This window comes from Pseudomonas sp. NFX71, from assembly GCF_048079215.1.
GTDB classification, from domain to species: domain Bacteria; phylum Pseudomonadota; class Gammaproteobacteria; order Pseudomonadales; family Pseudomonadaceae; genus Aquipseudomonas; species Aquipseudomonas fluorescens_B.
This window is the reverse complement of the sequence record NZ_CP182230.1, coordinates 6,330,750-6,343,660: the sequence shown is the minus strand read 5'-3', so window position 1 is coordinate 6,343,660 and position 12,911 is coordinate 6,330,750. Positions and strand designations below refer to the sequence as shown.

Below are 12,911 nucleotides of genomic sequence, written 5' to 3'. Positions count from 1 at the left end.
CGTTTTTATTAGTGCCTGTTCCGCCGCTGTCGCGAGCAGCCTGCTCGCGATGAGGGCATTAGAGGCAGCGCATTAATTAGAGTGGAGCGATCAGACCAAAACAGCCATATCCGTGTACTGAGCAACAACTGAGTCAGCGGTAAGGAGTTTCATGGGTTCAGTAAGGGCCGTTGCAACAATCAGGCGATCGAATGGATCTCGATGGTGATGTTCCAGGTCTTTTACTGCAATGGCATGCTCCGAAGTTACCGGTAACTCGATGAACCCGCTTTCGAGACAGTATTGGCGGATTTCATCCAGATCAACGTTAAGTTTCCCAAGCCCGACCTTGATCGCCATTTCCCAGAAGGTCGCCGCACTGATGTAAATGTCGGCGGCGCTTTCGATGAGCTTTCTGGCTTTACCAGATAGCTTGGGATCATCGCTAAGGGTCCAGAGCAGTACATGGGTATCGAGCAGAACCCTCATTCATGAGTTCCTTCAAAGGCATCCAGCAGTTCGTCGGGCAGTGGAGCATCAAAGTCTTGAGGAAGTATAAGTTTGCCCTTCATAGCTCCAATGCGCTGTCCGTAGGTTTTCCCGACGGGAACCAGTCGAGCAAGGGCGCGACCATGTTTGGAAATCGTGATGGTCTGGCCGGCTGCCGCGTCGTCGACAAGTTTGGACAAATTATTTTTTGCTTCGGCTAACGGAACGACGATCATGGTTCCTTCCTCCTCAGATTCTGGACAAATATAGCCAGAATTTTTGCAGGCGGTAAAGATGCGTCGTTCCAACTGCTCAATGTTGGATGTAGGAAGAGGCCGGTAATACGGCGAGAGCTTTCGGGGATTGTCGGGAGAGGGCAGGGCAACGGAAACAAATCCCACAAACGCAAAAACGGCACCCGAAGGTGCCGTTTCTGTTTTCTACCGGGTATCGCTAGGCGATCAACCCGCCAACCCCGATTGTTGCACCAGGACCAGCAACGGCTGCGGATACAGACCAAGGAAGAACGCCAGTGCGGCGATGGCCAGCAGCATCACGCCGCCTGCACGTTGTTCCCAGTGCAGCTGCGCATCGTGGCGACGCAGGTTTGGCTCGATCAGGTACAGGGTGACCATCACGCGCAAGTAGTAGAACACGCCGATGGCGCTGCCCAGTACCAGGGAACCGACCAGCCACCACTGGTGCGACTCGACACCGGTGGCGATGATGTAGAACTTGCCGATGAAGCCCGCGGTCAGCGGGATACCGGCCAGGGACAGCATCATCACGGTGAGGACGGCGGTCAGGTACGGACGGCGCCAGAACAGGCCGCGGTATTCGTACAGGGCATCGGCGTCACGGCCGTTGTAGGGCGAGGACATCAGAGTGATCACGCCGAACGCACCGAGGCTGGTGATCACGTAGGTGACCAGGTACACGCCGATGGCTTCCACGGCCAGACCCTTGCTCGCCACCAGGGCGATCAGCAGGTAACCGAAGTGGGCGATGGACGAGTAACCCAGCAGACGCTTGAGGTTGCTCTGGGTCAGGGCCAGCAGGTTACCGAACAGGATCGAGGCAATGGCGATGATGGTCAGCACGTCGCTGAGTACACCGCTGCTCGCCGCTGGCGAGATCTGGAACAGACGCACCATCACCGCGAACACCGCGACTTTGGACGCGGTCGCCAGGAACGCCGCCACCGGTGCCGGAGCACCTTCGTAAACGTCCGGGGTCCAGAGGTGGAACGGTACCAGCGACAGTTTGAACGCCAGGCCGATCAGCATCATGCCCAGGCCCAGTTGCGCCAGCGAGCTTGGCAGGCCGGTGGCCGCGAGGGCCTGGCCGATACCGACGAAGCTCAGGCTGCCGGAATCGGCGTAGAGCAGGGCCATACCGAACAACAGGAACGCGGAGCCGGCGGCCGACAACACCATGTACTTGATACCGGCTTCCAGCGAACGCTTGTTGAAGAAGGCATAAGCCACCAGACCGTAGACCGGCACCGACAACAGTTCCAGACCGATGAACAACCCGGCCAGGTGTTGCGCGCTGACCAGAACCAGGCCACCGGCGGCGGCCATCAGGATCAGCAGGTACAGTTCTTCGCGGTTGCCCGGGTAACCCGAACCGCCATCGCCGAGGTAGGCGTGGGCGAGAGTCACACAGGCGAGGGTGGCGACCAGGATCAGCGCCATGTACAGGCAGGCGAAGTTATCGATCTGCAGCAGTGGAGTCACAGCCAGTGGCGCGACTTTCAGGGCTGGCAGGATCGACAGCAGCGCCAGGTTCAGACCCGCCACGGAAATCAGGAAGGTCTGCGAGTGGTTGCGGCGCCAGGCGATCGCCAGCATCACCACGATGATCGTGGCGCTGGTGATCAACAACGGCGCTAGCGCGATAAAGTGTTGAGTCGTGAATTCCATAGCGCTCTTACCGGGCCGAAGCGAGTTGAGTGAAGGCGGTGCCGAGCCATTGCTGCACGCCATGCATCGTCGCAGCAGAGGTATCGAGGAACGGTTGCGGGTACACGCCGATGTAGATCAGCAGCGCCGCAAGCCCGACCACCATGATCATTTCGCGACCGTCCATGCCATGCAGTACCGCGTCCGATTTGGCCGGACCGAAGTACGCACGGTGGATCATGATCAGCGAGTAGACCGAACCGAACACCAGGCCCGACGTCGCGATGATGGTGACCACAGGCGCAGCCGGGAAGGTGCCGATCAGGATCAGGAACTCGCCGACGAAGTTACCGGTGCCCGGCAAGCCCAGCGACGCCGCTGCAAAGAACAGGCTGAGGGCCGGCAGGTAAGCGATCTTCGACCACAGGCCACCCATTTCACGCATGTCGCGGGTGTGGGTGCGTTCGTACAGCTGACCACTCAGGATAAACAGTGCCGCGGCCGACAGACCGTGCGCCAGCATCTGCATCACCGCGCCCTGCAACGCCAGTTGGCTGCCGGAGTAGATGCCGATCAGTACGAAGCCCATGTGGGAAACGGATGAGAAGGCGATCAGACGCTTGATGTCGGTTTGTGCGAAAGCCAGGAACGCGCCGTAGAAGATCCCGATCAGACCGAGGGTCATGGCGATCGGCGCGAACTCGGCCGAGGCATTCGGGAACAGCGGCAGGGCGAAACGCAGCAGACCGTAGGCAGCGGTTTTCAGCAAGATACCGGCGAGGTCAACCGAACCCGCGGTTGGCGCCTGGGCGTGAGCGTCAGGCAACCAGGAGTGGAACGGCACCACAGGCAGCTTCACCGCGAAGGCGATGAAGAAGCCGAGCATCAGGATGTACTCGGTGGTCAGCGACATCTTGGTTTTCAACAGGTCGGCGTAGTTGAACGTAATCACGCCGGTGTCGTTGAAGTTGACCAGAACCAGACCGAGGATCGCCACCAGCATGATCAGGCCGGAAGCCTGAGTGAAGATGAAGAACTTGGTCGCCGCGTAGATCCGGGTTTTCTTGCCGTCCGAAGAACTGTGACCCCAGAGCGCGATGAGGAAGTACATCGGCACCAGCATCATTTCCCAGAAGAAGAAGAACATGAACAGGTCGAGGGCGAGGAACACGCCAACGACACCGCCCAGGATCCACATCAGGTTCAGGTGGAAGAAGCCAACGTGACGTTGGATTTCTTTCCACGAGCAGAGGACCGAGAGTACGCCCAGCAGACCGGTCAGCATGATCATCAGCAGCGACAGGCCGTCGAGGGCCAGGTGCACGCTGATGCCGAAGCGTTCGATCCAGATGTGCTTGAACTCAAGCGCCCAGGTCGGATCGGCGCCGGGCTTTGGTGCAAATGAATAGTCACCGGTGGCCCACAGCCAGAGGCCGAGGGAGAGCAACAGGGACATGGTGATCAGCGCAATCCAGCGGGGGAGGGTAGCGCCGAAGCGCTCACCCATCCAGCACAGCAGGCCGCCGATAAAGGGGATCAGGATTAGCCAAGGCAGAATCATGACGGGCTCAATTCCTTTCGCAAGTTCGCAAGGTTCATATTCAGACCGCTACCAGCACGATGGCGCCGATGACCAGCACGGAGCCGGCTGCCATCGAGGCCGCGTACCAACGCAGTTGACCGGTTTCGGTACGGCTCAGGGCGGTGTGACCGCCTTTGGCCATACGCGGGATCAGACCGATGGTCTGGTCGAGCGGGTCTTTGCGCAGTACGTGGCTGATCGCAAGGTATGGCTTGACGAACAGTTTGTCGTAGATCCAGTCGAAGCCCCAGGCAGCGAACCACCAGGCCGAAAGGAAGCGGCCGATGCCGCTGTTGGCGATTGCAGTAACGAAACGACGCTTGCCGAGGAACAGCAGCGCGGCCAGCAGGATACCGGCCAGGGCAATGGCGCCCGAAGCGATTTCCAGACTGTGCTTGGCTTCGCCGCCGGCGTGGCCGACGCTTTGCGGCAGTACACCGTGCAGCGGCGGAACGATCATCGCGCCAATGGCGGTGGACAATACGATCAGCACCGACAGTGGCAGCCAGTGAGCAATGCCGTGGCCGGCGTGCGCTTCGGTCTTCGCTTCACCGTGGAACGCGATGAAGATCAGGCGGAAGGTGTACAGCGACGTCATGAACGCACCGACCAGACCGGCGTACAGCAGACCGTTGTTGCCGCTGGCGAACGCTTCCCAAAGGATTTCGTCCTTGGAATAGAAACCTGCGGTCACCAGTGGCAAGGCCGCGAGGGCCGCGCCGCCGACGATGAAGCTGGCGTAGGCCAGTGGCAGTTTCTTCCACAGGCCGCCCATCTTGAAGATGTTCTGCTCGTGGTGGCAGGCAACGATCACCGCACCGGAGGCAAGGAACAGCAGGGCCTTGAAGAACGCGTGGGTCATCAGGTGGAAGATCGCGCCATCCCAGGCACCGACGCCCAGCGCCAGGAACATGTAGCCGATCTGGCTCATGGTCGAGTAGGCGAGGATACGTTTGATGTCGGTCTGGACCAGTGCGGCAAAACCGGCGAGGACCAGGGTCACGCCGCCGACGATGCCGACCAGGTGCAGGATCTCCGGCGCCAGGGTGAACAGACCGTGGGTACGGGCGATCAGGTAGACACCGGCGGTCACCATGGTCGCGGCGTGGATCAGTGCCGAAACCGGGGTAGGACCGGCCATCGCATCCGCCAGCCAGGTTTGCAGCGGCAGTTGCGCGGATTTACCGACAGCGCCGCCCAGCAGCATCAGGGTGGCCATGACCATCCAGAAGTCGCCGGCCTGGAATTTCTGCGGTGCCAGCACCAGCAGTTCCTGGACGTTCAGCGTGCCCAGTTGCGCGAACAGGATGAACAGGCCGATGGCCATGAACACGTCGCCGATGCGGGTCACGATAAAGGCTTTGAGTGCGGCGTTACCGTTGTTGCGGTTGCTGTAGTAGAAACCGATCAACAGGTACGAGCACAGGCCCACGCCTTCCCAGCCGAAGTACAGGAACAACAGGTTATCGCCCAGCACCAGGAACAGCATGCTGGCGATAAACAGGTTGGTGTAGGCGAAGAAGCGCGAATAACCGGCTTCACCGCGCATGTACCAGGACGCGAACAGGTGGATCAGGAAGCCGACGCCGACGACCACACCGAGCATGGTTACGGACAGGCCGTCCAGGTACAGCGCGAAGTTCGGCGTGAAGCCTTCCACCGCCATCCACTGCCACAACACCAGGGTGTAGTGACCGCCTTCAGGTGGCGCGACATTGAATTGCCAGATCACGTAGGCCGTGACGATGGCGGACAAGCCGATGGAACCGACGCCGATCAGCGCCGACAGGTTTTCCGAGAGGCGTCCACGGGAGAACGACAGCAGCAGGAAACCTATGAGAGGGAATACGAAAGTCAGATAGAGAAGATTCATCCGCGCATCTCGCTGGCAGCGTCGATATCGAGAGTGTGGAAGCGGCGATACAGCTGCAGCAGAATCGCCAGGCCAATACTGGCCTCGGCGGCTGCCAGGCTGATCACCAGGATGAACATGATCTGTCCATCCGGCTGCGCCCAGCGGCTACCGGCAACGATGAAGGCCAGTGCAGAGGCATTCATCATCACTTCAAGACTCATCAACACAAACAAAATGTTGCGGCGGACCATCAGGCCAACCAGACCGAGGCAGAACAGGATGCCGGCGACCGCCAGACCATGCTCCATAGGGATAGCAGGCATCGTCATTGCTCCTTGGCTTCGTTGCGGCCCAAGTGGAACGCCGTGACGGCTGCGGCGAGCAGCAGCATCGAGGCGAGTTCGACCACCAGCAGATAAGGACCGAACAGGCTGATGCCCACGGCCTTGGCGTCTACGGTGGTGTGGCCGATGGCCTGGCCGCTCTGATGGGAGAACAGCACGTACAGCAGTTCAACCAGCAGCAGGGTGCCGAGAATCACCGGGCCGAGCCAGATGCCGGGCTTGAGCCAGACGCGCTCTTGCTGAACCGAGGCCGGGCCCAGGTTCAGCATCATCACCACGAACACGAACAGCACCATGATGGCGCCAGCGTAGGCAATCACTTCCAGAACACCGGCAAACGGTGCGCCGAGGGCGAAAAACGTCATGGCCACGGCGATCAGCGAAATGATCAGGTAGAGCAGGGCGTGCACAGGGTTGGTGTGGGTGATCACGCGAAGCGTGGACACCACAGCGATACCCGATGCGAAATAGAAAGCGAATTCCATCTTTCTTCCTTAAGGCAGCAAGCTCTTCACGTTGATCGGCTGGGCTTCATTCTGCGCGGAGCCTTTCGGCTTCCCGGCAATCGCCATACCTGCAACACGATAGAAGTTGTAATCAGGGTTTTTGCCGGGGCCGGAGATCAGCAGATCTTCTTTCTCGTAAACCAGGTCCTGACGTTTGAACTCGGCCATCTCGAAATCCGGTGTCAGCTGGATCGCGGTGGTCGGGCAGGCTTCCTCGCAGAGGCCGCAGAAAATGCAGCGCGAGAAGTTGATGCGGAAGAAGTCCGGGTACCAGCGACCGTCTTCGGTTTCAGCTTTCTGCAGCGAGATGCAGCCGACCGGGCACGCCACGGCGCACAGGTTGCAGGCTACACAACGCTCTTCACCATCGGGGTCGCGGGTCAGGACGATACGGCCACGGTAGCGCGGCGGCAGGTACACGGCTTCTTCCGGGTACTGCAGCGTGTCGCGCTTGCGGAAGGCATGGCCGAAGATCATCACCAGGCTGCGAAGCTGGGTGAAGAAGCCATGCACGATGTCAAATATGTACTTCATGATTCTCTATCCTCACTGAGCCGCGACGGCGGGCGTGTTGAGCAACACGATCGCAGCGGTCACCAGCATGTTGACGAGGGTCAGCGGCAGGCAGAACTTCCAGCTGAAATCCATCACTTGGTCATACCGTGGGCGCGGAATCGAGGCGCGCAGCAGGATGAAGATCATGATGAAGAACGCGGTTTTCAGCGCGAACCAGATGAACGGGATCTGCGGCAGAATGCCGAACGGACCGTGCCAGCCACCGAAGAACAAGGTCACCAGCAGCGCCGAAATCAGCACGATACCGATGTACTCGCCGACGAAGAACATGCCCCATTTCATCCCGGCGTATTCAATGTGGTAACCGTCGGCCAGTTCCTGCTCCGCTTCCGGCTGGTCGAACGGGTGACGGTGAGTCACGGCGACGCCGGCGATGAAGAAGGTCAGGAAACCGAAGATCTGCGGAATGATGAACCACAGGTTCTGGGCTTGATAATCAACGATGTCGCGCATGTTGAACGAGCCAACCTGGATCACGATGCCCATCAGCGACAGGCCCATGAACACTTCGTACGACACGGTTTGCGCCGAAGCCCGCAAGCTGCCCAGCAGGGCGAACTTGTTGTTGCTCGACCAGCCGGCGAACAGCACCGCGTAGACCGACAGACCGGCCATGGCGAAGAAGAACAGGATGCCGATGTTCAGGTCCGCCACACCCCAGGTCGGGGTGATCGGGATGATCGCGAAGGCAATCAGCAGGGCGCTCATGGCCACGACCGGTGCCAGGGTGAAGATCATCTTGTCGGCGAACGGTGGCGTCCAGTCTTCCTTGAAGAACATCTTGATCATGTCCGCTGCGATCTGGAACGCGCCGAACGGGCCGACGCGGTTCGGACCGTAACGGTCCTGCCAGAGGGCGAGCAAACGACGCTCGACCCAGCTCAACAGCGCCCCGCAGACCACTACGGCGAGCAGAATCACGATGGCCTGGATGACCGAGATGATCACACCGATCACTTCAGGAGTGAACCAAGTCATAGCGCTGCCTCCTGCAGACCATCAACGGATTTGCCAAAGATCGCGGGCGGAATGCCGGCGATACCGGCCGGCAATGCAACCAGACCGGCACCCAGCTCTTCGTTGATGCGCAGTGGCAGACGCAAGGTCTGGCCAGCGACGTTCAAGCTCAGCATGGCACCGTCGTTGACACCCAGACGGTCGGCTTCGGACTTGGCCAGCGCCACGTAGGCAGCCGGAATGCGTTCCTGAACCGGTGCGGCTTTCGAAGAGTTCTCTTCGCTGCCGAGCAGGTGGAAGAACGGCACGACCTGCCAGGTGCCCGGCGCCGGGTTGAATGCGCGCGGGACAGCGGCAAACCAGTTCAGCGAGTCACCGCTGCTTTCGATCAGGCGGGTGCCCGGGTCGCCAGCGCGGATGTGGCCACCGACTTCGTCCTGGAACTTGTTCCAGGCTTGCGGCGAGTTCCAGCCCGGAGACCAGGCAAATGGCACTTGCTGACGCGGTTCGGCCGAGCCCGAGTAACCTTCCATCGAGAAGTTGAACGCGGTGTCGTTGTCTTGCGGGGTACGCGGTTCGTGCACGCTGATGTCTGCGCGCATGGCCGTACGACCCGAGTAACGCAGCGGTTCGCGGGCCAGTTTCATGCCCTTGATGCGGAACGCGGCGGACGGTGCGGCATCAACGATACGCGCCAGTTGCGGCGTGCTCGAAGCGACGGCAGCGGTGACGTGGTCCAGCTGGGTCCAGTCGATCGGCTGGTTCAGCAGGGTGGCGCGCAGGGCATGCAGCCAGCGCCAGCCTTCGTGAACCAGGATGCTCGCGTCCATGTATTTCGGGTCGAAGACCTGGAAGAAGCGCTGGGCGCGACCTTCCTGGCTGACCAGCGTACCGTCGCCTTCAGCGAAGCTGGCGGCTGGCAGCACCAGGTGCGCGCGATCGCTGGTGGCGGTCTTCTGATGGTCCGCGACGATTACCACTTTCGCAGCGGTCAGTGCGGCATCAACCTTGGCTTTGTCGGTACGGGTGTACAGATCGTTTTCCAGCACGACGATGGCGTCGGCCTTGCCATCGATCACTGCCTGCAGCGCGTCGTCGACCGAGTCGCCGCCGAGCATGGCCAGGCCGAGGCTGTTGGCTTCAGGCACGATCAGGCTGATGGAGCCGTTCTTCTCGCGCAGCTTCAGGGCTTTAGCGATGTTCGCGGCCGCTTCGATCAGCGCCTTGGAACCCAGCGAGGTGCCGGCGATGATCAGCGGACGCTTGGCCGCGAGCAGGGCGTCGGCAATGCGCTTGGCCAGGTCGAGGGCTTCAGAGTCCAGGCCTTCAACCGCCGGAGCGCTGGCATCGAGGGCGTGAGCCACGGCGAAACCGATGCGGGCCAGGTCGTCCGGAGCGGCGTGAACGCATTCTTCGGCGATGTCGTCGAGCTTGGTTTCAGCCAGGCTGGCGATGAACAGCGGGTTCAGTTCGTGCTGACCGATGTTCTTCACCGCAGCGTCGAGCCAAGGCTGAACGCGCATGGCGTCGGCCATGTCTTCGGCCTTGCCCTTGACCGATTGACGCAGGGACAGCGCCATACGGGCTGCGGTCTGGGTCAGGTCTTCACCGAGGACGAAAATCGCATCGTGGTCTTCGATGTCGCGCATGTTCGGGATCGGCAGCGGGCTGTCTTTCAGCACCTGCATGACCAGGCGAATGCGTTCCAGCTCGGAGGCTTCGATACCGGAGTAGAAGTGCTCGGCGCCGACCAGCTCGCGCAACGCGTGGTTGCTTTCGAGGCTGGCGCGGGGCGAACCGATACCGACGATGTTGCGACCGCGCAGCAGGTCAGCGGCTTTATCCAGCGCTTCGTCGAGGCTCAGCTTGGTGCCGTTGGCCAGCAGAGGCTGACGCGGGCGGTCTTCGCGGTTGACGTAGCCATAGCCGAAACGGCCACGGTCGCACAGGAAGTACTGGTTGACCGAACCGTTGAAGCGGTTTTCGATACGACGCAGTTCACCGTAGCGCTCGCCCGGGGAAATGTTGCAACCGCTGGAGCAGCCATGGCAGATGCTCGGCGAGAACTGCATGTCCCACTTGCGGTTGTAGCGCTCGGAGTGAGTCTTGTCGGTGAACACACCGGTCGGGCAGACCTCGGTGAGGTTGCCGGAGAACTCGCTTTCCAGGGTGCCGTCTTCAACGCGACCGAAGTACACGTTGTCGTGGGCGCCGAACACACCGAGGTCGGTGCCGCCGGCGTAGTCCTTGTAGAAGCGCACGCAGCGGTAGCAAGCGATGCAGCGGTTCATCTCGTGGGAAATGAACGGGCCCAGTTGCTGGTTCTGGTGAGTACGCTTGGTGAAGCGATAACGGCGCTCGTTGTGGCCGGTCATCACCGTCATGTCTTGCAGGTGGCAGTGGCCGCCTTCCTCACAGACCGGGCAGTCGTGAGGGTGGTTGGTCATCAGCCATTCAACGACGCTGGCGCGGAATACTTTCGCTTCTTCGTCGTCGATGGAGATCCAGCTGCCGTCGGTGGCGGGCGTCATGCAGGACATGACGATCCGACCACGCTTGTCGTTCTCGTCGGTGTACTGCTTGACCGCACACTGGCGGCAAGCGCCAACGCTGCCTAGGGCTGGGTGCCAGCAGAAATAAGGGATATCGAGGCCTAGCGACAGACACGCCTGTAACAGGTTGTCTGCCCCATCGACTTCGAGCTCTTTGCCGTCTACGTGGATAGTGGCCATGGTTCAAAGTTCTTCGTTGGCCCGGTGTCAGCGGGCGTGGCTAATGGAATCTTGTTATTCGCATGAATCAACTCAGCCGCTTGCGGCGTCATCACACGACAAAGCGAAGGGCACGGACCCTTCGCTTTTTTAAGCGTTTACGCGCCGACTACGATCGGCCTGGCCAGAGGCGGGACGACGGCGCTGGTAGGCGCGATGCCGGCTTCGAACTCATGGCGGAAGTATTTGATTGCGCTGCCCAACGGCTCCACGGCGCCCGGTGCGTGAGCACAGAAGGTCTTGCCCGGGCCGAGGAAGCCGACCAGACCCAACAGGGTCTCGATATCGCCGGCTTGCCCTTCGCCGTTCTCGATCGCACGCAGCAGCTTGACGCTCCACGGCAAACCGTCACGGCACGGGGTGCAGAAACCGCACGACTCACGGGAGAAGAACTCTTCCATGTTGCGCAGCAGGGAAACCATGTTGACGCTGTCGTCCACCGCCATGGCCAGGCCGGTACCCATGCGGGTGCCCACCTTGGCGATGCCGCCGGCGTACATTTGTGCGTCGAGGTGTTCCGGCAACAGGAAACCGGTACCGGCGCCGCCTGGCTGCCAGCACTTGAGCTTGTAACCGTCGCGCATGCCGCCGGCGTAGTCTTCAAACAACTCACGACCGGTGACGCCGAACGGCAATTCCCACAGGCCAGGGTTCTTGACCTTGCCGGAGAAGCCCATGAGCTTGGTGCCCATGTCTTCACTGCCTTCGCGGGCCAACGATTTGTACCAGTCCACGCCGTCGGCAATGATCGCCGGGACGTTGCACAGGGTTTCAACGTTGTTCACGCACGTCGGCTTGCCCCACACGCCAACGGCGGCAGGGAAGGGCGGCTTGGAGCGCGGGTTGGCGCGGCGGCCTTCAAGGGAGTTGATCAGTGCGGTTTCTTCACCGCAGATGTAACGCCCGGCGCCGGTGTGGACGAACAGCTCGAAATCGAAGCCGCTGCCCAGGATGTTCTTGCCCAGCAGGCCGGCTGCCTTGGCTTCTTCCACGGCACGGTTGAGGTGCTTGGCGGCGGTGGTGTATTCGCCACGCAGGAAGATGTAGCCACGGTAGGTTTTCAGCGCGCGGGCACTGATCAGCATGCCTTCGATCAGCAGATGGGGCAGTTGCTCCATCAGCATGCGGTCTTTCCAGGTGTTCGGCTCCATTTCATCCGCGTTGCACAGCAGGTAGCGGATGTTGATGGATTCGTCTTTTGGCATCAGGCCCCACTTAACGCCAGTGGGGAAGCCTGCACCGCCGCGACCCTTGAGGCCGGCGTCTTTCACGGTCTGGACGATGTCGTCCTGAGCCATGTCGGCGAAGGCCTTGCGTGCAGCGGCGTAACCGTTCTTGGCCTGGTACTCGTCGAGCCATACGGCTTCGCCGTCGTCACGCAGACGCCAGGTCAGCGGGTGAGTCTCGGCCGAACGCTTGATGCGGTTGGCAGGACCGAAGGAAGTCAGGGTCATACGTAGCCCTCGAGCAATTTGGCAACGCCGGCAGGCTGCACATCACCGAAAGTGTCGTCGTCGATCATCAACGCCGGGGCCTTGTCGCAGTTGCCGAGGCAGCAGACCGGCAGCAAGGTGAAGCGACCGTCGGCGGTGGTCTGACCCAGGCCGATACCCAGATTGCTCTGGATTTCGCTGACCACGGACTCGTGGCCGCCGATGTAGCAGACCATGCTGTCGCAGACGCGAATGATGTGACGGCCGACTGGCTGACGGAAGATCTGGCTATAGAAAGTGGCCACGCCTTCAACGTCGCTCGCCGGGATGCCGAGGATCTCGCCGATGGCGTAGAGCGCGCCATCAGGCACCCAGCCACGTTCCTTCTGGACGATCTTCAGGGCTTCGATCGACGCCGCGCGCGGGTCTTCGTAGTGATGCAACTCGTGCTCGATGGCCGAGCGCTCGGTTTCACTCAAGGTGAAACGGTCTGTCTGGATAAGCGTGCTGTTCAT

12 protein-coding genes are annotated in these 12,911 nt (G+C 60.9%); all 12 read right to left on the bottom strand.

The window, feature by feature from the left end:
* Positions 1-90: 90 nt before the first annotated feature.
* Positions 91-468: a type II toxin-antitoxin system VapC family toxin gene (locus ACM1ZW_RS29530; protein WP_414884303.1), complete on the bottom strand. Its 378-nt coding sequence runs from the start codon at positions 466-468 to the stop codon at positions 91-93.
* A complete protein-coding gene (locus ACM1ZW_RS29525) occupies positions 465-785 on the bottom strand; it encodes a type II toxin-antitoxin system Phd/YefM family antitoxin (protein WP_416740860.1) in 321 nt (106 codons plus the stop codon). The genes ACM1ZW_RS29530 and ACM1ZW_RS29525 overlap by 4 nt, the downstream gene beginning before the upstream one ends.
* A gap of 144 nt (positions 786-929) precedes the next feature.
* Positions 930-2,393, bottom strand: a complete 1,464-nt coding sequence (nuoN, locus tag ACM1ZW_RS29520; protein ID WP_017339610.1) for an NADH-quinone oxidoreductase subunit NuoN — start codon at positions 2,391-2,393, stop codon at positions 930-932.
* Between the two features lie 7 nt (positions 2,394-2,400).
* A complete protein-coding gene (gene nuoM / locus ACM1ZW_RS29515) occupies positions 2,401-3,933 on the bottom strand; it encodes an NADH-quinone oxidoreductase subunit M (RefSeq protein ID WP_017339609.1) in 1,533 nt (510 codons plus the stop codon).
* Positions 3,934-3,973: 40 nt separating this feature from the next.
* Positions 3,974-5,827 (bottom strand): NADH-quinone oxidoreductase subunit L, encoded by a 1,854-nt coding sequence (gene nuoL, locus ACM1ZW_RS29510; protein WP_414884304.1) that lies wholly within the window; start codon positions 5,825-5,827, stop codon positions 3,974-3,976.
* A complete protein-coding gene (gene nuoK / locus ACM1ZW_RS29505; RefSeq protein ID WP_007946416.1) occupies positions 5,824-6,132 on the bottom strand; it encodes an NADH-quinone oxidoreductase subunit NuoK in 309 nt (102 codons plus the stop codon). The genes nuoL and nuoK overlap by 4 nt, the downstream gene beginning before the upstream one ends.
* Positions 6,133-6,134: 2 nt before the next feature.
* Complete coding sequence (nuoJ, locus tag ACM1ZW_RS29500) at positions 6,135-6,638, bottom strand: NADH-quinone oxidoreductase subunit J (protein ID WP_084321326.1); 504 nt, start codon at positions 6,636-6,638, stop codon at positions 6,135-6,137.
* A gap of 9 nt (positions 6,639-6,647) precedes the next feature.
* The gene (gene nuoI / locus ACM1ZW_RS29495; protein ID WP_007946418.1) at positions 6,648-7,193 is read right to left on the bottom strand and encodes an NADH-quinone oxidoreductase subunit NuoI; all 546 of its coding nucleotides are present in this window, start codon (positions 7,191-7,193) and stop codon (positions 6,648-6,650) included.
* 12 nt (positions 7,194-7,205) lie between these two features.
* Positions 7,206-8,213: an NADH-quinone oxidoreductase subunit NuoH gene (gene nuoH / locus ACM1ZW_RS29490; protein WP_017339606.1), complete on the bottom strand. Its 1,008-nt coding sequence runs from the start codon at positions 8,211-8,213 to the stop codon at positions 7,206-7,208.
* The gene (nuoG, locus tag ACM1ZW_RS29485) at positions 8,210-10,924 is read right to left on the bottom strand and encodes an NADH-quinone oxidoreductase subunit NuoG (RefSeq protein ID WP_414880073.1); all 2,715 of its coding nucleotides are present in this window, start codon (positions 10,922-10,924) and stop codon (positions 8,210-8,212) included. The genes nuoH and nuoG overlap by 4 nt, the downstream gene beginning before the upstream one ends.
* A 137-nt stretch (positions 10,925-11,061) precedes the next feature.
* Entirely contained in the window at positions 11,062-12,417 is a 1,356-nt protein-coding gene (gene nuoF / locus ACM1ZW_RS29480) for an NADH-quinone oxidoreductase subunit NuoF (protein WP_017339604.1), read from the bottom strand.
* Complete coding sequence (nuoE, locus tag ACM1ZW_RS29475; protein ID WP_007946422.1) at positions 12,414-12,911, bottom strand: NADH-quinone oxidoreductase subunit NuoE; 498 nt, start codon at positions 12,909-12,911, stop codon at positions 12,414-12,416. The genes nuoF and nuoE overlap by 4 nt, the downstream gene beginning before the upstream one ends.